The sequence below is a fragment of the Streptomyces afghaniensis genome (assembly GCF_044327915.1).
In the GTDB taxonomy this organism is placed as follows: domain Bacteria; phylum Actinomycetota; class Actinomycetes; order Streptomycetales; family Streptomycetaceae; genus Streptomyces; species Streptomyces afghaniensis.
Window position 1 is genome coordinate 565,495 of the sequence record NZ_JBIRGJ010000002.1, and the last position, 20,392, is coordinate 585,886.

At 70.7% G+C, this 20,392-nt stretch carries 18 protein-coding genes; 14 read left to right on the top strand and 4 right to left on the bottom strand.

What is annotated here, in order from left to right:
* The first annotated feature begins 29 nt into the window (after positions 1-29).
* The 4 genes from ACH4G3_RS08745 (at position 30) to ACH4G3_RS08760 (ending at position 5,530) form a co-directional block, all read left to right on the top strand.
* Positions 30-2,882, top strand: a complete 2,853-nt coding sequence (locus ACH4G3_RS08745) for a glycoside hydrolase family 84 protein (RefSeq protein WP_397623796.1) — start codon at positions 30-32, stop codon at positions 2,880-2,882.
* An 82-nt stretch (positions 2,883-2,964) separates the two neighbouring features.
* Positions 2,965-3,498: a PadR family transcriptional regulator gene (locus ACH4G3_RS08750; RefSeq protein WP_397623797.1), complete on the top strand. Its 534-nt coding sequence runs from the start codon at positions 2,965-2,967 to the stop codon at positions 3,496-3,498.
* Positions 3,495-4,181, top strand: coding sequence for an ABC transporter ATP-binding protein (locus ACH4G3_RS08755; protein WP_397623798.1), 687 nt, complete (start codon positions 3,495-3,497; stop codon positions 4,179-4,181). The genes ACH4G3_RS08750 and ACH4G3_RS08755 overlap by 4 nt, the downstream gene beginning before the upstream one ends.
* The gene (locus tag ACH4G3_RS08760; protein WP_397623799.1) at positions 4,178-5,530 is read left to right on the top strand and encodes an FtsX-like permease family protein; all 1,353 of its coding nucleotides are present in this window, start codon (positions 4,178-4,180) and stop codon (positions 5,528-5,530) included. The genes ACH4G3_RS08755 and ACH4G3_RS08760 overlap by 4 nt, the downstream gene beginning before the upstream one ends.
* A 94-nt stretch (positions 5,531-5,624) precedes the next feature.
* Here the strand turns inward: ACH4G3_RS08760 and ACH4G3_RS08765 are convergent, their stop codons facing one another.
* On the bottom strand, positions 5,625-6,161 hold the full coding sequence (locus tag ACH4G3_RS08765) for an HNH endonuclease (protein WP_010046718.1): 537 nt from the start codon (positions 6,159-6,161) through the stop codon (positions 5,625-5,627).
* Positions 6,162-6,473: 312 nt separating this feature from the next.
* Here ACH4G3_RS08765 and ACH4G3_RS08770 point away from each other — a divergent pair, with 312 nt between their 5' ends.
* The 8 genes from ACH4G3_RS08770 to ACH4G3_RS08805 all read left to right on the top strand — a co-directional run bounded on the left by ACH4G3_RS08770 (position 6,474) and on the right by ACH4G3_RS08805 (position 14,890).
* Positions 6,474-7,577: a mechanosensitive ion channel family protein gene (locus ACH4G3_RS08770; RefSeq protein ID WP_397623800.1), complete on the top strand. Its 1,104-nt coding sequence runs from the start codon at positions 6,474-6,476 to the stop codon at positions 7,575-7,577.
* A gap of 290 nt (positions 7,578-7,867) precedes the next feature.
* Positions 7,868-9,079, top strand: a complete 1,212-nt coding sequence (locus ACH4G3_RS08775) for an ROK family transcriptional regulator (RefSeq protein WP_397623801.1) — start codon at positions 7,868-7,870, stop codon at positions 9,077-9,079.
* A gap of 56 nt (positions 9,080-9,135) precedes the next feature.
* Positions 9,136-10,473, top strand: a complete 1,338-nt coding sequence (locus tag ACH4G3_RS08780; protein ID WP_397623802.1) for an ABC transporter substrate-binding protein — start codon at positions 9,136-9,138, stop codon at positions 10,471-10,473.
* A 12-nt stretch (positions 10,474-10,485) separates the two neighbouring features.
* Entirely contained in the window at positions 10,486-11,430 is a 945-nt protein-coding gene (locus tag ACH4G3_RS08785; RefSeq protein ID WP_397624097.1) for a carbohydrate ABC transporter permease, read from the top strand.
* On the top strand, positions 11,427-12,320 hold the full coding sequence (locus ACH4G3_RS08790) for a carbohydrate ABC transporter permease (RefSeq protein WP_397623803.1): 894 nt from the start codon (positions 11,427-11,429) through the stop codon (positions 12,318-12,320). Before ACH4G3_RS08785 ends, ACH4G3_RS08790 begins: the two co-directional genes overlap by 4 nt.
* 4 nt (positions 12,321-12,324) lie before the next feature.
* Positions 12,325-13,587: a 6-phospho-beta-glucosidase gene (locus ACH4G3_RS08795; protein ID WP_397623804.1), complete on the top strand. Its 1,263-nt coding sequence runs from the start codon at positions 12,325-12,327 to the stop codon at positions 13,585-13,587.
* Positions 13,578-14,549: an N-acetylglucosamine kinase gene (locus tag ACH4G3_RS08800; protein ID WP_397623805.1), complete on the top strand. Its 972-nt coding sequence runs from the start codon at positions 13,578-13,580 to the stop codon at positions 14,547-14,549. The genes ACH4G3_RS08795 and ACH4G3_RS08800 overlap by 10 nt, the downstream gene beginning before the upstream one ends.
* 119 nt (positions 14,550-14,668) lie before the next feature.
* Entirely contained in the window at positions 14,669-14,890 is a 222-nt protein-coding gene (locus ACH4G3_RS08805) for a hypothetical protein (protein ID WP_029181646.1), read from the top strand.
* A gap of 394 nt (positions 14,891-15,284) precedes the next feature.
* Here ACH4G3_RS08805 and ACH4G3_RS08810 read toward each other — a convergent pair whose 3' ends face one another.
* Positions 15,285-15,986, bottom strand: a complete 702-nt coding sequence (locus ACH4G3_RS08810; RefSeq protein ID WP_397623806.1) for a hypothetical protein — start codon at positions 15,984-15,986, stop codon at positions 15,285-15,287.
* A 189-nt stretch (positions 15,987-16,175) separates the two neighbouring features.
* On the bottom strand, positions 16,176-16,349 hold the full coding sequence (locus ACH4G3_RS08815) for a winged helix-turn-helix transcriptional regulator (RefSeq protein ID WP_397623807.1): 174 nt from the start codon (positions 16,347-16,349) through the stop codon (positions 16,176-16,178).
* A 356-nt stretch (positions 16,350-16,705) separates the two neighbouring features.
* On the opposite strand from ACH4G3_RS08815, the gene ACH4G3_RS08820 reads away from it, so the two are divergent.
* Positions 16,706-17,371, top strand: coding sequence for a hypothetical protein (locus ACH4G3_RS08820; protein WP_397623808.1), 666 nt, complete (start codon positions 16,706-16,708; stop codon positions 17,369-17,371).
* Between the two features lie 698 nt (positions 17,372-18,069).
* Here ACH4G3_RS08820 and ACH4G3_RS08825 read toward each other — a convergent pair.
* Positions 18,070-18,477, bottom strand: a complete 408-nt coding sequence (locus ACH4G3_RS08825) for a DUF6188 family protein (protein WP_397623809.1) — start codon at positions 18,475-18,477, stop codon at positions 18,070-18,072.
* A gap of 249 nt (positions 18,478-18,726) precedes the next feature.
* Here ACH4G3_RS08825 and ettA point away from each other — a divergent pair, with 249 nt between their 5' ends.
* On the top strand, positions 18,727-20,391 hold the full coding sequence (gene ettA / locus ACH4G3_RS08830) for an energy-dependent translational throttle protein EttA (protein WP_397623810.1): 1,665 nt from the start codon (positions 18,727-18,729) through the stop codon (positions 20,389-20,391).
* The last annotated feature ends 1 nt before the right edge of the window (position 20,392 follow it).

The following is a 20,392-nucleotide window of genomic DNA, read 5'->3' on the forward strand; positions in this document are numbered from 1 at the left end:
TCCCGGTCGAACACACCTGGAGGGGGCCTGTGGGACTGCGGCGTGGGAAGCGGGCAGCGGCTCTCGCCGTCGCCGTCGTCGCCGGAACCCTCGGCGCCCCTTCCGTCGCGGTGGCGGCCCCGCCCGCCCCGGGCACGACCGCCTCACCCACCGCCGACACCGCCGGGCCGGGCCTCGCGGTCTGGCCGCGCCCCCAGTCCCTGCGCGCGAACGGCGCACCGGTCGCGGTCACCGACGAGGTCGCGCTGGTCACGGACCCGTCGGCCGACAGGTACGCCGTCGAAACCCTGCGCGAGCTGCTGCGGCAGGCCGGGGCCCGGCGCATCACGGACTCGGCCGGGCCCGGGGCGCTGGTCGTGCGGGTGCGGACGGAGCCCGTCCGCCGGGACGACCGCCACGCCCTCCCGGCCGGGGGATACGAGCTGTCCGTGGGCGGGGACGGCGTCTCCCTCACCGGCACCGGCGAGGACGGGCTGTTCCACGCGGTGCAGACCCTGCGGCAGCTCCTGCGTCCGGACGGCACGATCACAGCGGCCGTCGTACGCGACTGGCCCGGCACCGCCGTACGCGGTATCACCGAGGGCTTCTACGGCACCGCGTGGACGCGGCGGCAACGGCTGGCGCAGATCGACTTCATGGGGCGCACCAAGCAGAACCGCTATCTGTACGCCCCCGGGGACGACCTGTACCGGCAGGCGCGCTGGCGTGAGCCGTACCCGGCGGGGCAGCGCGCCGAGTTCCGGGAGCTGGCCGAGCGGGCGCGCCGCAACCACGTCACGCTCGGCTGGGCGGTGGCCCCGGGCCAGGCGATGTGTTTCGCGTCGGACGCCGACGTACGCGCACTGACACGCAAGCTCGACGCGATGTGGGCGCTCGGCTTCCGGGCCTTCCAGCTCCAGTTCCAGGACGTCAGCTACAGCGAGTGGCACTGTGACGCGGACGCCGACCGGTTCGGCTCCGGCCCGCGGGCGGCCGCGCGGGCGCAGGCCCGGGTGGCGAACGCGGTGGCCCGGCACCTGGCGGAACGGCACCCCGGCGCGGCCGGTCTGTCGCTGATGCCGACCGAGTACTACGAGGACGGCACCACCGAGTACCGGCGGGCCCTGGCGGGCACGCTGGACACGGGTGTCGAGGTGGCGTGGACGGGCGTCGGGGTGGTGCCCCGCACCATCACGGGCGGTGAACTGGCCGAGGTCCGGGAGGCGTTCCGGCATCCGCTGGTCACGATGGACAACTACCCGGTCAACGACTACGAGCCCGGCCGCCTCTTCCTCGGCCCCTACCGGGGCCGCGAGCCGGCCGTCGCCACCGGCTCGGCCGCCCTGCTCGCCAACGCGATGCAGCAGCCTGAGGCGTCCCGCATCCCGCTGTTCACCGCCGCCGACTACGCCTGGAACCCGCGCGCCTACCGCCCCGGGGAGTCCTGGCGCGCCGCGATCACCGACCTGGCGGGCGGCGACCGGCGCCGCGAGGAGGCCCTGACCGCACTCGCCGGGAACGACGCGTCGTCGGTCCTGGGCGAGGAGGAGTCGGCGTACCTGCGCCCGCTGACTAAGGCGTACTGGCGGGCCCGCACGGCGGGTGGCACCGGCGCCGACGGCGACGCCGCACGGCGGCTGCGCGAGGCGTTCACCGTGCTGCGCGAGCTGCCCCGGCGGCTGTCCGGAAACGGCCTCGGCTCCGAGGTCGCCCCCTGGTCGGAGCAGCTGGCGCACTACGGCGAGGCGGGCACGGCCGCGCTCGACATGCTGGACGCGCAGCGCGCCGGGGACGCGGCCGCGGCCTGGACGGCGTACCGCCGGCTCGGCGCGCTGCGGGACCGGCTGGAGCCGGCGCCGGTCGAGGTCGGCACGGACGTCCTGGACCCCTTCCTGCAGCGAGCGCAGAAGGCGTACGCGGCCTGGTCGGGCATCCACCACGAGCCGCCCCGCAACCCCGGCGACGGCCGCACGCTGCGCTTCCCGCAGCCCCGGGCGCTGACCGCCGTGACGGCCCTGACGGAGCCGGGCGCCGAGGGCGGCGTCGAGGTTCATGTGCCGGGGCAGGGCTGGCGGGAGGCGGGCCGGCTGGACCGGTCCGGGGCGACCGAGGTGCGGTTCTCGGCGCGGGCCGACGCCCTGCGGATCACCGGCCCCGCACCCTCCCGCGTCCACCACCTCATCCCCTGGTTCACCGACTCCCCGGCCACCTCCCTCGGCCTGCCCCGCGACCGCGCCGACGTGGAGACCGGCCGCACCCAGCGGCTGACGGCCCGGCTGGGCTCGCTGCGCCCGGCCGACGCCCGCGGCCGGCTCACCGCCGAGGCGCCCGAGGGCGTCCGGGTCCGGGTGCCGAAGGGCGTGCTGACGGTGCGGCGCGGCACGACGGTGGAGGTCCCCGTCGAGGTGACCGTGGAGCGCGGTGCGCCGATGCGGTCCCACGACATCCGGCTGGGGTTCGCTGGGGCGACGCGCACGCTCACCGTCCGGGCCTTCCCGCCCGTCGGCGGACCCGACCTGGCGCGCACCGGCACGGCGCGCTCCTCGGGCGACGAGACGCCCGACTTCCCCGCGTCGGCGGCGAACGACGGCGCCCCGGACACCCGCTGGTCGTCCCCGGTCGACGACGGGGCCTGGTGGCAGGTCGAACTGCCGCGTCCGGCGCGGCTCGGGCAGGTCGTGCTGCGCTGGCAGGACGCCCACCCTTCGGTGTACCGCGTCCAGGTCTCGCCGGACGGCCGCCGCTGGCGCACGGCGGCCTCGGTGCGGGACGGCCGGGGCGGCCGGGAGAGCGTCCGCATGGACGAGCGCGACGTGCGCTTCGTACGCGTGCAGGGCGAGAAGCGGGCCACGCCGTACGGGTACTCGCTGTGGTCGGTGGAGGCGTACGCCGTCACGGACTGAACCCGCCCCCGGGCACCGGTCGGGAAAATGGAATCGGCGCGACTATTCACTCAGTACATGTACTGAGTACATAATGATCGGCATGAGCACCCGCCACATCCTGCTGGGCCTGCTCGCCACGGGTCCGAGCCACGGCTACGACCTCAAGCGACGCCACGACGAACGCTTCCCGCAGGCCCGCCCGCTGGCCTACGGGCAGGTCTACACGACCCTCCAGCGCCTCGTCCGCGACGGCCTCGCCGAGGTCGAGGGCACCGGCTCGGACGGCGGCCCGGAGCGGACCATGTACCGCGCCACGGAGGAGGGGACGCGCGAACTGTCCCGCTGGGCCGGGGAGATCGCGCCGCCCGCGCCCTTCGTGGCGAACGAGCTCTTCGCCAAGGTCGTCGTGGCGATCCTCTCGGGCGGCGACCCGGCCGCGTATCTCAGCGCCCAGCGCGCCGCCCACATGGAACGGATGCGGGAGCTCACGGCGCTCAAGGCCGCGAAGGGCGCGGACCTCGCGACCGTGCTCTCGGCGGACTACGCCCTCAACCACCTCGACGCCGACCTCCGCTGGATGAGCACCACGGCGGCCCGGCTCACCACCCTGACCGCGGAGGTCGACGCAGCATGAGCAGACCCGTACCTCTTCTCTCGGCGAGCGGCCTCACCAAGGCGCACGGCAGGACGCCCGCCCTGCGCGGCGCCTCGGTCGAGCTGCACGCCGGGGAGATCCTCGCCGTGACCGGCGCGAGCGGCAGCGGGAAGTCGACGCTGCTGCACTGCCTGGCCGGGATCGTCCGGCCCGACGAGGGCTCGGTGACGTACGACGGCCGGCGGCTGGCGGACCTGCCGGAGAAGCGGCTGAGCGAGCTGCGGCGGACCGAGTTCGGCGTGGTGTTCCAGTTCGGGCAGCTCATCCCCGAGCTGACGGCCCTGGACAACGTCGCCCTGCCGCTGCTGCTGGCCGGCACCGACCGCACCCGGGCCCGGACTCTGGCCGGTGAGTGGCTGGAGCGGTTCGGCGTGCGCGGGCAGCAGGACCTGCGGCCGGGCGAGATGAGCGGCGGCCAGGCCCAGCGGACCGCGCTGGCCCGTGCCCTGGTCACCGGCCCGAGGGTGGTCTTCGCCGACGAGCCGACGGGGGCCCTGGACTCGCTCTCCGGCGAGCAGGTCATGACGGCCCTGGTCCACACGGCCCGCGAGTCGGGCACCGCGGTCCTGCTGATCACCCATGACGCCCAGGTGGCGGCGTACGCGGACCGAGAGGTCCAGCTGCGGGACGGTGCCGTGGCGCCGCTGGGGGTGACGGCATGAAGGCCCTGCGTGCCGATCTGCGCCTCGCCTGGGAACTCACGCGGGGTTCGGACCGCGGGGAGTGGTGGCGGGTGGCGCTGACGGCGACGGGCGCCGCGCTCGCGACGGGGTTCGCGCTGGCCGCCGTCGCCCTGGCCTCCCTGCGCGGCAGTTACCGGGTGTCCGTCGGCGCGGGCCTGCTGGACGAGCCGGGCACGCGGTCCGGTGTGATCGTCGGACTGTTGCTTCTGCTCGTGCCGGTGCTGGGCTTCCTCGGCCAGTGCGCCCGGATCGGCGCCGTGCACCGCGACCGGCGGCTGGCCGGACTGCGGCTGGCCGGGGCGACGCCCTGGCAGGTGCGGCGGATCGCCGCGCTGGAGACCGGGCTGGCCTGTCTGCTGGGCTCGGCGGCCGCCACCGTCTGCACGGTGCTGCTCCTGCTGCGCCAGTGGGACCGGCCCACCGCCCTGGCCTGGGTGGGGATCGCCCTGGTCGCCGTGGCCGTACCGGTGCTGGGCGCGGCGGCGGGCGCACTGGCCCTGCGCCGGGTCGTGGCCTCCCCGCTCGGCTGGGTGCGCCGGGTCGGCCCGCGGGGCGGACGGGGGCCCGGGCTGCTGTTCCTGGCCGGGGTGCTGCTCGTCGCGGTGCTGGCGCTGCTGACCGTGGGTACGACGTCCCCGGCCGCCTCCAACCGGCCTGACGGCGGGCTGCCGCTGACGATGGCGGGCGCGGTCCTCGCGGTCGGCGCGGGCGCGGTGTGGCTCTCCGGGGCCACCGCGAAGGCGACCGGCCGGATCCTCGCGGCCCGGGCCAGGTCGGCGGCGACGCTGATCGCGGCGGAACGGCTGCGCGACGACCCCTGGTCGGCCGCCCGGACGCACGCGGCGGTACTGCTGGTGACGGTCGTGGGCACCGGCTTCATGGGCATCCGGCAGGTGCTGAGCGACGTGCTGCGCACCGGACGCTTCGCCGCGCCCGCGTCCTACTACACCACCGGCCTCGACCTCACCGGCGCCGCGATCGCCATCGCCCTCGCGATCACCCTGACCGGCCTCGCCGTCGGCACCGCCGAGTCCCTGGCCACCCGCCGCCGGGGCCTGGCCGCGCAGGCCGCCGCCGGGGTGCCGCGCACGGTGCTCGGCCGGGCCCTGCTGCTGGAGACCGCGCTGCCGCTCGCCCCCGCCGTGCTGCTCTCGGGCCTGGGCGGGACGGCCATCGGCACCTGGTACGCCCTGCTCGCCGGCCGGCCGGTGCCCTGGGCGATCACCCTGGTCCCGGTCGCCGTCTACGCCGCCTGCCTGCTGGCCGCGGCCACCTCGCTGCCCCTGCTGCGCCGCTCGGTACGCCCGGGGGAGCTGCGGTACGCCTGAGCGTCCCTCCTCACGACGGACCGGCCCGGGGGAACGGGGGTTCCCCGGGCCGGTCGGCCGGCCGCACGCGGCAATACGAAGGCCCGGATCCTCGTCAGGCGGAAATGCCGTCGATCCGGGCCAAGGCGTCGTCCGCGCCGTACGGCTGCAAGTACGGCAGCCAGCGCGGGTCCCTATGGCCGGTCCCGATGATGCGCCAGGCCAGGCCGGAGGGCGGAGCGGGTTTGTGGCGCAGCCGCCAGCCGATCTCGAAGAGGTGACGGTCGGCCTTCACGTGGTTGCAGCGGCGGCAGGACGCCACCACGTTGTCCCAGACGTGCTTGCCCCCGCGGCTGCGCGGGATGACGTGGTCGACGCTGGTTGCGACGCCACCGCAGTACATGCACCGGCCCCCGTCGCGGGCGAACAGCGCCCGGCGGGTCAGAGGAACGGGCCCCCGATAGGGAACCCGGACGAATCGCTTGAGCCGGACCACGCTGGGTGCGGGGACTGTGACGGTCGCGCTGTGCAGATAGGCGCCGGACTCCTCGAGGCATACGGCCTTGTTCTCGAGGACGAGGACGAGCGCGCGGCGGAGCGGTACGACACCTAGCGGCTCGTACGACGCGTTGAGGACCAGGACGTGCGGCACGGATGCCTCCTTGGACGCCGGCGGCGCGTGGCTCGCGCCGGGACGATTCGTAGCCAGTCTCCCCTCATGCCTGGTGAAAGCGCCACCATGTCCCCGTAACGGGCTGGGAGTGTTTTCGACCACATCTGATTCATCCCCCGGATCATGGCCTGTTCAAGCCCAGGTGAGCACGGTCTCTCCTTCACACATCCGGCAAGGGCACACACAATGCCCCGTTAGTGTGGTGGTTCTGCCCCTTCGGTGACCCAGTCGTGACCTTGACCCCCCGAACCACCGCGCCGGGGCAGACCGCTGCACCTGGAGGTACCTGCCGTGTCCTTGTCCGCCGCCCTGCTCGCCGCCGGTCCGTCGCCGTCGCCGACTCCCTCGGACACAGAGACTCCGAGAGTGCCCTCGCTCCAGGACGCCCAGGAGAAGGCGACGAACGCCGCGGGCTGGGTCGAACAGAACTGGTCGACGTGGCTCGCGATCGGCCTGCGGGTCCTGCTGATCGTGGTGATAGCGGCCGTGCTGAGGGTCGTCGTCCGGCGCGCGATCACCAAGCTGATAGACCGCATGAACCGGACCGGCCAGTCCGTGGACGGCTCCGGGATCGGCGGGCTGCTGGTCAACGTCGAGCGCCGTCGCCAGCGCTCGCAGGCGATCGGCTCGGTGCTGCGCTCGGTGGCGTCGTTCCTGATCATGGGCACGGCCGCGCTGATGGTCCTGGGCACCTTCCAGATCAACCTGGCCCCGCTGCTGGCCTCGGCCGGTGTCGCCGGTGTCGCGATCGGCTTCGGCGCCCGCAACCTGGTCACCGACTTCCTCTCCGGCGTCTTCATGATCCTTGAGGACCAGTACGGCGTCGGCGACACCATCGACGCGGGCGTCGCCTCCGGCGAGGTGATCGAGGTGGGCCTGCGCGTGACCAAGCTGCGCGGTGACGGCGGCGAGATCTGGTACGTCCGCAACGGCGAGGTCAAGCGCATCGGCAACCTGTCGCAGGGCTGGGCGACGGCCAACGTCGACGTCACGGTCCACGCCGGTGAGGACCTGGACAAGGTCAAGGCGACGCTGGACGAGGTCGCCGAGAAGATGAGCGCCGAGGAGCCCTGGAACGAGCTGCTGTGGGGCCCGATCGAGGTCCTCGGCCTGGACAGCGTCCTGCTGGACTCCATGGTCGTGCGCATCTCCGCCAAGACCATGCCCGGCAAGTCCCTGACCGTGGAGCGCGAGCTGCGCTGGCGCATCAAGCGGGCCTTCGACGCGGCGGGCATCCGGATCGTCGGGGGCGCCACGGCCCCCGTGGAGGAAACGCCCGCCGACCCGACGGCGGGGATGGCGGCCCCGTCGGTGTACGCGAACTCGTCGTCCCCGCAGTCGGCGGCGGCGTCCCCGCTCACGCCCGTCGCACCGCCGACGAGCACCACGAAGTAGCCGACCGGCAGTACGAAGGGGGCGGCACCCGGGCTTCCGGGTGCCGCCCTTTCGCATGCCCGGGTCCGCACGCCCGGGTCCGCACGCCCGGGCCCGCCTGCCCGGCTTCGCACGCCCGGGTAACGACTGCGTTGCCTGAACCGTCCCCTATTGACGCCCGTGCGGCGCCGGATTACCTTCCTCCCACCGATAGGAAACTTTCCTAACAGTGGTCGGGCGCAGGTCGGCCGATGGACTTCCCCGCCGGATCACTGAGAAGCTGAGCAGCCGAAGGGCAGGTGTGGACACGCATGGCAGGAACCGCCGGCACGCCGGGCACCCCGCGCGTCCTGCGCGCCATGAACGACCGGGCCGCCCTGGACCTGCTGCTGGAGCACGGACAGCTGTCCCGCACCCGGATCGGCAAGCTCACCGGCCTGTCCAAGCCGACCGCCTCCCAGCTCCTGGCCCGCCTGGAGGCCGCGGGCCTCGTCCTGGCCACCGGCACCACCGAAGGCCGACCGGGCCCGAACGCCCAGCTGTACGAGGTCAACCCGGCGGCCGGTTACGCCGCCGGGCTCGACGTCACTCCCCAGCGGATCCTCGCCGCCGTCGCCGACATCACCGGCCGTACGGTCGGCCGCCACGAGCTGCCCACCCCCGGCAGGCGCACCGGCACCCCGGTCGTCCAGCAGGTCACCGACGCTCTGGACGGCGCCGTGAAGGCGGCGGGCCTCGCCCGGGACGACGTCCACCGGCTCGTGATCGGCACCCCGGGCGCCTTCGACCCCACCACGGGCCGTCTGCGCTACGCCTCCCACCTCCCCGGCTGGCACTCCCCCACCCTGCTGGACGAGCTCGCCGCCGCCCTGCCGATGCCGTTCGAGTACGAGAACGACGTCAACCTGGTCGCACTCGCCGAACAGCGCCTCGGCGCGGCCCGGGACCACACGGACTTCGTGCTGCTGTGGAACCAGGAGGGCCTGGGCGCCGCCCTGGTCCTGGGCGGCCGGCTGCACCGCGGCTGGACCGGCGGCGCCGGCGAGGTCGGCTTCCTGCCCGTGCCGGGCACACCCCTGGTCCGCCAGGTCACCAAGGCCAACAGCGGCGGCTACCAGGAGCTGGCCGGTTCCCAGGCCGTCCCGGAGCTGGCCCGCGAACTCGGCATCGAGGACATCCCCTCGGGCCCGTACGCCGAGGCCGCCGCACACCTGGTGGCCCGGGCCGCGGAGACCGACGACGAACCGCATCGCCGCCTCCTGCGGACCTACGCGACCCGGCTGGCCACCGGTCTGGCCTCCCTCGTCTCGGTCCTCGACCCCGAGCTCGTCGTGCTGAGCGGCGCGTCCCTCACCTCGGGCGGCGAGCCGCTGCGCGCCCTCGTCCAGGCCGAGCTGGAGGAACTGGCCGCGTCGCGCCCACGCCTGGTCGTGGGCGACGTCCGTGAACACCCCGTGCTGCGCGGCGCGCTGGAGAGCGCGCTCGCGACCACGCGCGACGAGGTCTTCGACACCTCCCGCTGACCCCACCCCCCTCCCCGGTATTTCCCTCCTTCCCCCGTACCTCAGGGAGCTCTGCCATGCCCGGAATATCCAGAAAAGCAGCCATCGCCCTCGCCGCCTCCGCCTCCCTCGCCCTCCTCGCCACGGCCTGTACGGGCCAGGCGGACTCCGGCGCCTCCGACGACGCCTCCAAGGAGACGACCCTGAACTTCTGGCACGCCTGGAGCGCGCCCTCCGAGGTGAAGGCCGTCAAGGACCTGGTCGCCGGCTTCGAGAAGACGCACCCCAACATCCATGTGAACGTCGTCGGCAACATGACCGACGACAAGATCAACCAGGCCCTGCGCGCCGGCGGCGGCAAGGCCCCGGACGTGATCTCGTCCTTCACCACGAACAGTGTCGGGAGGTTCTGCTCCTCCGGTGCCCTGGTGGACCTCAACCCGTTCTTCGAGAAGTCGGGCATAGACCCCGAGAAGACCTTCCCGAAGGCGATGAACGAGTACACCCAGTTCGAAGGAGACCGCTGCGCTGTCCCCCTCCTCGGCGACGCGTACGGCCTCTACTACAACAAGACGGCGTTCGAGAAGGCGGGCATCACAAGCCCGCCGAAGACCTGGTCCGAGTTCGAGAAGGTCGCCGAGAAGCTGACGATCCCCCAGGGCAACACGTACAAGCAGCTCGGCTTCATGCCGAACTACCACGGCTGGGAGACCACCACCGAGCACTACCTCGGCCAGTTCTCCCCCACGTACTTCGACAAGGACGGCAAGTCGAACGTGGCCAAGGACCCCGCCTTCGAAAAGGCCTTCACGGTCCAGAAGAAGCTGGTCGACACACTCGGCGGCTACCGAAAGCTGGAGACCTACCGCTCCGGGCTCGGTGACGAGTGGGGCCCCAAGCACCCCTTCCACACCGGCCAGGTCGCCATGCAGCTCGACGGCGAGTGGCGCCTGGGCATGGCCCTGGACACCAAGCCGAAGTTCGAGATCGGCGTGGCCCCGCTGCCCGTCCCCGACGACCAGGCCGACCAGTACGGCAAGGGCTACATCACCGGCACCATCGCCGGTATCGCGGCGACCAGCACGAAGCAGAACGCGGCCTGGGAGCTGGTGAAGTACATGACCACCGACACGGACGCGGTGGTGAACTTCTCCAACGCCATCCACAACGTGCCGTCCACGCTCGCGGCCCTGAAGTCCCCGAACCTGAAGTACGACCCGCGCTTCAAGACGTTCCTGGAGATCGCCGCCAACCCGGACTCCACCACCGCCCCCGCCTCCGTCAACGGCGGCGTCTACCTCACCACGATCCAGGAGTTCGGCTACGACTACGAGAGCGGCAAGGCCACCGACCTCAAGGCCGGCCTGAAGAAGACGGCCCGGCAGATCGACACGGACATCGCGCAGGCGAAGTAGGCCATGAGCACCGTGGGCACCTACACACTGCGCGCGAAGCACCGCCGTTCGACGCTGCGCACCCTCGCCTTCCTCGCCCCCTGGCTGATCGGCTTCTCGGTCTTCTTCGCCTACCCCCTGCTCTCCACCGTCTACTTCTCCTTCATGCACTACGACGGCTTCAAGCCGCCGACGTGGTCGGGCACGAAGAACTGGACGTACGTCTTCGAGCACTACCCCTTGTTCTGGCCCGCCCTGCGCAACACCCTGTGGCTGGTCCTCGTCATGGTCACGCTCCGGGTCGCCTTCGGCCTGGGCGTGGGCCTGCTGATCACCAAGATCAAGACGGGCACGGGTGTCTTCCGCACCCTCTTCTACCTGCCGTACCTGGCCCCGCCCGTGGCGGCCACCATGGCCTTCGCCTTCCTCCTCAACCCCGGCACGGGCCCGGTCAACTCCCTCCTGGAGAAGACCGGGCTCCCCGCCCCCGGCTGGTTCAACGACCCCGCCTGGTCGAAGCCGGCCCTCACCCTCCTGGCCCTCTGGGGCATCGGCGACCTGATGGTCATCTTCATGGCCGCGCTGCTGGACGTGCCGAAGGAGCAGTACGAGGCTGCCGAACTGGACGGCGCGACGCCTTGGCAGCGCTTCCGCTACGTCACGCTCCCGAACATCTCCCCGATCGTCATGTTCGCGGTCGTCACCGGCGTGATCCAGACCATGCAGTACTACACACAGCCGCTGATCGCCGGAAAGGTCGCCTCGGGCGTGATCCAGGGCGCGGGCACCCAGTTCGAGCCCGGCTATCCGGACAAGTCGACCCTCACCCTCCCCCAACTCGTCTACAACCTGGGCTTCCAGCGCTTCGACTACGGCTCCGCCTGCGTGGTCGCCCTGGTCCTCTTCGCCCTCTCCATGGCCTTCACCGCACTGCTCATGCGCCGCAAGGGCGGTCTGATCCAGGCAGGTGAACGATGACACAACTACTGGACAAGCCACTGGAGTCGAAGGCGCCGCCCTCTCCCGCGGAACGCACGGCCCACCGCAGGGCGTTCCTGGAGTGGATCGCGATCCACTCCGTGGGCGTCGCGGCGGCCCTCTTCTTCACCCTCCCCTTCCTCTTCGTCTTCCTCACCTCACTCATGAGCGACAGCCAGGCGCTCAGCCGCGACCTGATCCCGCACACCTGGGAATGGGACAACTACCGCAGGGTCTTCGACACCCCGGGCTTCCTCACCTGGTGGCGGAACACCCTGTTCTACGCGGTCCTGGGCACGGCGCTCACGGTGATCTCCTCGATCCCGGTGGCCTACGCGCTGGCGAAGTTCCGCTTCCGTGGCCGCAACCTCGCCCTGATGCTGGTCATCTCGATGATGATGCTGCCGCCGCAGGTGATCATCATCCCGATGTACCTGTTCTGGGCGAAGCAGCTCGACCTGTCCGGCACGCTCTGGCCGCTGATCATCCCCATGGCGTTCGGCGACGCGTTCTCGATCTTCCTGCTGCGCCAGTTCCTCACCACGATCCCCGACGAGTACCTGGACGCGGCCAAGGTGGACGGCTGCGGCGACCTGCGCACCCTCCTGAAGGTCGTCCTCCCGATGGCGAAACCGGGTATAGCCGCAGTGGCCCTCTTCCAGTTCTTCTACGCGTGGAACGACTACTTCGGACCCCAGATCTACGCCTCGGAGAACCCGGGCGCCTGGACCCTCTCCTACGGCCTGGAGTCGTTCAAGGGCGCCCACCACACCGACTGGAACCTCACCATGGCCGCCACCGTGCTGGTGATGGCCCCCGTGATCCTCGTGTTCTTCTTCGCCCAGAAGGCGTTTGTAGAGGGTGTCACGCTCACAGGAGTAAAGGGTTAGACACATGAAACTCACCGTGGTCGGCGGAGGCTCGACCTACACCCCCGAACTCGTGGACGGCTTCGCCCGCCTGAGGGACACCCTGCCCGTCGAGGAACTGGTCCTGATGGACCCGGCGCGGGACCGCCTTGACCTGGTGGGCGGCCTCGCCCGCCGCATCTTCGCCCGCCAGGACCACACCGGCCGCATCACCACGACGACCAGCCTCGACGAGGCGGTGGACGGCGCGGACGCGGTCCTCCTGCAACTCCGGGTCGGCGGCCAGGCGGCCCGCGAGCAGGACGAGACGTGGCCCCTGGAATGCGGCTGCGTGGGCCAGGAGACCACCGGCGCCGGCGGCCTCGCGAAGGCCCTGCGCACGGTCCCGGTCGTCCTGGACATCGCGGACCGGGTACGCCGTACGAACCCGCACGCCTGGATCATCGACTTCACCAACCCGGTCGGCATCGTGACCCGCGCCCTGCTCCAGGCCGGCCACAAGGCGGTGGGCCTGTGCAACGTGGCGATCGGCCTCCAGCGCAAGTTCGCGGGCCTGCTGGGCGTCGAGCCCCCGGAAGTCCACCTGGACCACGTGGGCCTCAACCACCTCACCTGGGAGACGGGAGTACGCCTCGGCGGCCCGGAAGGCGAGGACGTCCTGCCCAAACTGCTCGCCGACCACGGCGACACGATCGCGGCGGACCTGCGCCTCCCCCGCCCCCTCTTCGACCGCCTGGGCGCGGTCCCCTCCTACTACCTGCGCTACTACTACGCGCACGACGAAGTCGTACGAGAACTCGGAACGAAGCCCTCCCGCGCGGCCGAAGTGGCCGCCATGGAACGCGAACTGCTCGCCCTGTACGCCGACCCGTCCCTGGACGAGAAGCCGGCCCTGCTCGCCAAGCGGGGCGGCGCGTACTACTCGGAGGCGGCGGTGGACCTGGCGGCGGCCCTGCTGGGCGGCGGCACCCCGTACCAGGTGGTGAACACGTACAACCGGGGCACGCTCCCCTTCCTCCCCGACGACGCGGTGATCGAGGTACAGGCGGCGGTGGGCCCCCAGGGAGCCTCGCCCCTCCCGGTCCCCTCCACGGACCCCCTCTACGCGGGCCTGATGGCGAACGTGACGACGTACGAGGACCTGGCCCTTCAGGCGGCTCTGCACGGCGGCAGGACCCGCGTCTTCCGGGCCCTCCTCTCGCACCCCCTCATCGGCCAGTACGAGTACGCCGAGGCGCTCACCGACCGACTCATCGCACACAACCGGGAGCACCTCGCGTGGGCCTGACCGCACGTGTCCTCGCCATCGACGCCGGCAACAGCAAGACGGACGTCGCGATCGTGACGGCGGACGGAGAGGTCCTGGCCACGGCACGCGGGGGTGGCTTCCGCCCGCCCGCGGTCGGCCTGGACACGGCGATGGCCACTCTCACCCACACGGTCGCCCAGGCCCTGTCCGCTGCCGGACTCACCACGGTCGACCACCTCTCGGCGTGCCTCGCCAACGCCGACTTCCCGGTCGAGGAGGACCGGTTGGCGGCCGCGCTGCGCGCTCGCGGCTGGGGCGCGACGGTGACGGTCCGGAACGACACCTTCGCGATCCTCCGGGCCGGTGTGACGGAACCCCGGGGTGTCGCGGTCGTCTGCGGCGCGGGCATCAACTGCGTCGGCATGCGCCCCGACGGCCGCACGGCCCGCTTCCCGGCACTGGGCAGGGTCTCGGGCGACTGGGGCGGCGGCTGGGGCCTGTCGGAGGAGGCCCTGTGGCACGCGGCCCGCGCGGAGGACGGCCGCGGACGCCCCACCGCCCTGGCCCGCACCCTCCCCGCCCACTTCGGCCTGCCGTCCATGTACGCCCTCATCGAGGCGCTGCACCTGGGCGACATAGAACAATCCCGTCGCCACGAGCTGACGCCGGTCCTCTTCGCGACGGCGGCGGACGGCGACCCGGTCGCCCGCACCATCGTCGAGCGGCAGGCGGACGAGGTGGTCGCGATGGCCGTGGTGGCCCTGACCCGCCTGGACCTGCTGGACGAGCCGACGCCCGTCCTCCTGGGCGGCGGGGTCCTGGCCGCCCAGCACGCGCAGCTGAACGGCAGGATCGCCGACCTGCTGTCCGACCGAGCGCCCAAGGCGATCCCGCAGGTGGTCTCGGCCGGCCCTGTCCTGGGGGCGGCGCTGCTGGGGCTGGACACGGTGGGAGCCGGGGAGGGGGCGCAGGAGCGCTTGCGGGCGCACTTCGGGGCGTGAGAGAGGCCGGCCCGCGAGACCGCCCGCGAGATCGCCCGCGAGACCGGCCGGGGCCCTGCGGGACATCGGAGATGGACAGACGAAGACGCCCGAACACGCGAGGGCGCATACTAGGGGCAATGACAAAGCCTGCTGCACCGAAGCGCCATCTGCCCACCAGCCCCTTCAGGGCCCCGGTCATTCCAGCTCCCAAGCACTTCGCTGTGGGCGACCAGGTCACACATGACATGTACGGCCTCGGCCGGGTCATCGGCATCGAGGACGGAATCGCGGTCCTCGTCGATTTCGGCTCCGCCCAGCACCGGATCCTGAGCCCGTACGCCAAGATGACCAAGCTCTGACACCGCTGTGCCCGGTCACGGCACACCAGGTCCCTCCCGGGGCTTGGCACCAGAAGGAGACCTCCCATCGATCTGACCTCGCTCTTCTCCGCCCCGGAAGGGGCACCCCACGGCACGGCCACGGCCTCGCCTCCTCCCACCACGAACCCCTTCCAGGCCCCGGACTTCGGAGAGGACGACGGCGCGACAGCACCGGAGCCCCTCAACGGCGACCGGCACTGACACCAAACTCGCCACGCGAGGGCATGAATACGCCCCTCACCAGCGGTTTTCTTGCCGATGAGGGGCAGTGCCAGGCGACGGCTCGCACCGTCCCTGGGCCGTCGTGGGCATGACCGGCGGCCCGGTACGAAGTGCGTGCAGAGCGTGACCCCACGGTCACTGTTCCGGAGGGTCAGAGGTTCGCCGTAATGGCGCGGAAGACGGCAGGGGTGACCCGTTCCTTGACGATCTCGTCGAAGGCGGCACTGTCCTCTTCGGCGCCCTCGAAGTCGATGTAGTTGAAGCTCACGCCCTTGCTCTGGAACGCGAGCGGGCCTTTGCGGCAGACGACGGTCGGTATCTCGTTCTTGGACCTCGTATGGGAGTAACACTCATCGGCTCCGAACGTCCTGGCGTCCGTTTCGAGGACGACCGCCCGTTTCCCGTGCGCGGCCTTGGACTCGGCGACGTACCGGGTGAGCAGTTTCGGGTCGGCCACTGCGAGGATCTCGACGTCGAAGGCGCCCCAGCCTTCGATGTGCCCCTTGTACCCGCCGTTCTGCGGCAGCTCGAACGAGTAGTCGCACTTGCCGTCGGAGGCGAGCCCGGCGCCCGCCTTCCCGCCGAGGGCGCCCTCCTCGGAGAGCTTGACCCAGTCCGACTCCCGGCTGAACTCCTTCGCCTGCGGCAGTATCGCCATGATCTCGGCGTCGGTGACGAACGAGCAGGCGTCCGGCCAGCGCGCCGGATTGAGCACCGTGCCGGCGGGCACGTCGATGACGGTCTTCTCCTGCCCGGGTGCCGCGTTCCGGACATCGATCTCGGCTCCGCAAGCCGTCAGCGCGAGGCACGCCAGCACCGTCACGACGCCCACCCCGGTCCGCCGTGCACGCATCGCACTCCTTCTCTGAGCCATCAGTCCCCCCTCGATCACCAAGCTGCCTACCCCGGACACGGGAGGCCAGGCGGTAGGGAGGTCATGTTTGCACGACGGGTGCACCTTGATGCGCGTCAACTCCGGGACATCAGACGCGCCGGCGCTGCGAGGAATCCGTACGGCTTCCGCCAACCGAAGATCGCTGCGTCAGGCCTCCGCCCCCCAGTCCCTCAAGGCCTGGAGGACAGGTCCGAGGCGGTGTCCACTCCGGGTGAGCGCGTAGCGCACGCGCGGCAGCCAGCCCGGTCGACGGTCGCGCTCCACGACTCCGGCGTCGCCCAGCTGTGCCAACCGGTCGGACAGCACCTTGTCCGACGCCATGGGCAAGGCCGCGCGCAGCTCGCTGTAGGAGCGCGGTCACCACGCAGCAGCTCGCGAACCAGAAGGTCGTCGCCAGGTCAGCCGGGTCACATTCAGCAGTGGCCTGGCGAACCACGGAGAAGCGCAGTGGAGTTGAGACGGCCCACCGACGAAACAGCCTGCCTCAAGATCAACGCCGAATCGCCGCGGGTGCCATGGGTTGCTCTGGTCGACGACGTCAGCAGCATGGCCGCAGCGTGGAGGAGTGCAGCGAAGGCACACACGTCGGAGCAGTCGGCTGACCCGTCGTCGTGGCGGGCTGTCGTCGGCTGGGGTGGCCACGCATACCGATCTACCACTTTGCGCATTATGTGAGTGTGGAGACTGCCAAGATCGTGCTTGCATACGTGGAGGCGCTCGCATGGCCCGTCATGATTGTGATCCTGGTCTATCTATTGCGCACCCATCTAGTGGGTTTAATAGGAAGACTTAGCGTGATCAGTACACCCGCTGGCGATCTTGAGTTTGCCGCCGATGTAAATCAGGTTCACAACGCGGCAGTCGAGGCCGTGAGCGAGTCAGACAGCACAAGCCCGATTCCGGATCATTCACGTTCAGATGTCCGGCACGGTGGACAAGAGCTCGACGCTTTTGACGCTCTGCGTGATGTCGCGGCGTCAGCACCAGACGCGGCAATCATGGCAGCATGGAGGCGCGTAGAGCTAAGGCTCTCTGAAGCTCACCGTCTCGTGCGAGGGACTTCGTGGAACAACGAGCACACCCATCGCGTCTTCCCCATCACTCCCCGCCGGTGGGCGGAAGATCTCGTCGCCGCCGATCTGGACACTGATGTCGCGGAAATCATCGCGGAGCTTGTCGCCCTTCGGAACCGAGCGGCTCACTCACCTGACGTGTCCGGCATCTCAGCTTTGGAGTACGTGGAGAGCTGCGCCGCGGTTTGGGCATTGCTTGGACGCTTCATTGCTGCCCAGGAGCACAGCGGTGAGTCGCTGATCCCCCAGCCGGTAGCTCCTCCAAGCTAGCACCAGGCCCCGGACTTCGGAGAGGACGACGGCGCGACAGCACCGGAGCCCCTCAACGGCGACCGGCACTGACACCAAACTCGCCACGCGAGGGCATGAATACGCCCCTCACCAGCGGTTTTCTTGCCGATGAGGGGCCGTGGACATGCATGCCGTGTTTCCGGGCTACAGCACGCGCAGAGCCTGGTCGACATCGCGATCTCGCCTGGCCAGCGCATGCAGCACGGCCTGATCCCCGTGCCGGTCGCGGGCGGCTGCGACGAGGACGTCCACCGCTACGGCGACTGCGCCGTCGGGCGCCCGGCGATCACTGCCCACGCATGAGCGCGAGGTCCTCGATGTGCACCGCCAGCTCGACACAGCGGGTCCGCAGGCAGCCGTCGAGCAGCATTTCTTCCCCCCGGCCGGTGGAGGACCTCCACCCGTCGGCCGGCCGGCTCCGTGCTCAGCCGCCGCACCAGCCGCTCCCACGCCACCCGTGCCTGCTCGGCCGCCACAGGATCGGGTCCGGCTGCGGCTGTCTCCTCACTGCGGGCACGAACCGCGACATTCAGTGCTGATTCCGGCTCCGACGTGCCGACGAGTCGCGCGTAGTACCGCACCGGCGACACCGGTTCGGCGCCGACCACCTTGCCCAGCAGTTCCCCGGCCCGCTCGGCCGCCTGCAGTTCGCGTGGGCAACCAGCGCTCCGGGGTGGTCAGCGCTCCCAGTTCTCCTCGCCCCCAGGCCCGACCGTGATCGGCTCGATTCCGTACCCGATGAGACGCCAGGACACGAACTGCGGGTCCGGGCCCACCCACAGCCCTGCGCCGTCCTGAAAGTCGATGACCAACACACCTCGGTCGCGGACATCGACCGTAGCCACTGTCTGCCCGAAGAGCGCCAGAACGGGGGCGAGACTCACACCTGTGCCGGGGTCCAGCTCGTGCCACTCGTCGGCAGCGTCCCGGAACAGAAACGGCGTATCCAATATCAACTCGGCACCCAGCCGGTACCCCTCGTCCGGGTCCAGGGCAGAGAAACTCAGCCGAACATGCAGATCAAACGCTGTGCTGTCCACCTGAGCACCGATCAACGCCGTAGGAACCTTCACCCTGCCCCCCACGTCCTCAGCACGCCGCCAACATATGACTCGACGTCCGCTGGAAGGGGCGGTCCGCTGCGCTGGCCACGGCGGCACGATAGCCCGGCGCGGTGGAGTCGCGGCACCCCAGCGACAGACGGGTCTCAGCCACCAGCCCTGAAGCCCCAGGTCAGGGCCCCTCGGACATACGCGTTTCCACCCAGGGGTGGCGGTACGGCAAGATGGGGTGTATCTGCCCACTGCCGTATTCAAGCTGCCGGACGGTTTCTCTTGGCTGAGTTCATTTACACCATGCGCAAGGCGCGTAAGGCGCACGGCGACAAGGTGATCCTCGACGACGTGACGACCAGCTTCTACCCGGGAGCGAAGATCGGCGTCGTCGGCCCGAACGGCGCCGGCAAGTCGACCATCCTCAAGATCATGGCCGGGATCGAGCAGCCGTCCAACGGCGACGCCTTCCTCTCCCCCGGCTACACCGTCGGCATCCTGCTCCAGGAGCCCCCTCTGAACGAGGAGAAGACCGTCCTGGAGAACGTCCAGGAGGGTGTCGCCGAGATCAAGGGCAAGCTCGACCGGTTCAACGAGATCGCCGAGCAGATGGCGACCGAGTACACCGACGAGCTCATGGACGAGATGGGCAAGCTCCAGGAGCAGCTCGACCACGCCAACGCCTGGGACCTCGACGCCCAGCTGGAGCAGGCCATGGACGCCCTGGGCTGCCCGGCCGGCGACTGGCCCGTCACCAACCTGTCCGGCGGTGAGCGCCGCCGCGTCGCGCTGTGCAAGCTGCTGCTCGAGCAGCCCGACCTGCTGCTGCTCGACGAGCCCACCAACCACCTCGACGCCGAGTCCGTGAACTGGCTGGAGCAGCACCTGGCCAAGTACCCGGGCACCGTCGTGGCGGTCACCCACGACCGGTACTTCCTCGACAACGTCGCCCAGTGGATCTGCGAGGTCGACCGCGGCCGCCTCTACCCCTACGAGGGCAACTACTCGAAGTACCTGGAGACCAAGGCGGCCCGCCTCAAGGTCGAGGGCCAGAAGGACGCCAAGCGGCAGAAGCGCCTCAAGGAAGAGCTCGACTGGGTGCGGTCGAACGCCAAGGGGCGGCAGGCCAAGTCCAAGGCGCGTCTGGCCCGCTACGAGGAGATGGCCGCCGAGGCCGACAAGATGCGGAAGCTGGACTTCGAGGAGATCCAGATCCCGCCGGGCCCGCGCCTGGGCAACGTCGTCGTCGAGGTCAACAACCTCACCAAGGGCTTCGGCGAGAAGCTGCTCATCGACGACCTCAGCTTCACGCTGCCGCGGAACGGCATCGTCGGCATCATCGGCCCGAACGGCGCCGGCAAGACGACCCTGTTCAAGATGATCCAGGGCATCGAGGAGCCGGACTCCGGTGCCATCAAGGTCGGCGACACCGTCAAGATCTCCTACGTCGACCAGAGCCGCGAGAACATCGACCCGAAGAAGACGCTCTGGGCGGTCGTCTCCGACGAGCTGGACTACATCAACGTGGGCCAGGTCGAGATGCCGTCGCGTGCGTACGTCTCCGCCTTCGGGTTCAAGGGTCCGGACCAGCAGAAGCCGGCCGGGGTGCTCTCCGGCGGTGAGCGCAACCGGCTGAACCTCGCGCTCACCCTCAAGCAGGGCGGCAACCTGCTGCTCCTCGACGAGCCGACCAACGACCTGGACGTCGAGACCCTCTCCAGCCTGGAGAACGCGCTGCTGGAGTTCCCCGGCTGCGCCGTCGTCGTCTCCCACGACCGGTGGTTCCTGGACCGCATCGCCACGCACATCCTCGCCTACGAGGGCGAGTCCAAGTGGTTCTGGTTCGAGGGCAACTTCGAGTCGTACGAGAAGAACAAGATCGAGCGGCTCGGCCCGGACGCCGCGCGTCCGCACCGCGCCACCTACAAGAAGCTGACCCGGGGCTGAT

What these genes read in the sequence shown, in the direction of transcription:
- ACH4G3_RS08780 (WP_397623802.1), top strand. Translation starts at nt 9,136, where the DNA reads ATGCCCGGAATATCCAGAAAAGCAGCCATCGCCCTCGCCGCCTCCGCC.
- ACH4G3_RS08795 (WP_397623804.1), top strand. Translation starts at nt 12,325, where the DNA reads ATGAAACTCACCGTGGTCGGCGGAGGCTCGACCTACACCCCCGAACTC.
- ACH4G3_RS08755 (WP_397623798.1), top strand. Translation starts at nt 3,495, where the DNA reads ATGAGCAGACCCGTACCTCTTCTCTCGGCGAGCGGCCTCACCAAGGCG.
- ACH4G3_RS08775 (WP_397623801.1), top strand. Translation starts at nt 7,868, where the DNA reads ATGGCAGGAACCGCCGGCACGCCGGGCACCCCGCGCGTCCTGCGCGCC.
- ACH4G3_RS08815 (WP_397623807.1), bottom strand. Translation starts at nt 16,349, where the DNA reads ATGGCGTCGGACAAGGTGCTGTCCGACCGGTTGGCACAGCTGGGCGAC.
- ACH4G3_RS08810 (WP_397623806.1), bottom strand. Translation starts at nt 15,986, where the DNA reads ATGCGTGCACGGCGGACCGGGGTGGGCGTCGTGACGGTGCTGGCGTGC.
- ACH4G3_RS08760 (WP_397623799.1), top strand. Translation starts at nt 4,178, where the DNA reads ATGAAGGCCCTGCGTGCCGATCTGCGCCTCGCCTGGGAACTCACGCGG.
- ACH4G3_RS08750 (WP_397623797.1), top strand. Translation starts at nt 2,965, where the DNA reads ATGAGCACCCGCCACATCCTGCTGGGCCTGCTCGCCACGGGTCCGAGC.
- ACH4G3_RS08805 (WP_029181646.1), top strand. Translation starts at nt 14,669, where the DNA reads ATGACAAAGCCTGCTGCACCGAAGCGCCATCTGCCCACCAGCCCCTTC.
- ACH4G3_RS08790 (WP_397623803.1), top strand. Translation starts at nt 11,427, where the DNA reads ATGACACAACTACTGGACAAGCCACTGGAGTCGAAGGCGCCGCCCTCT.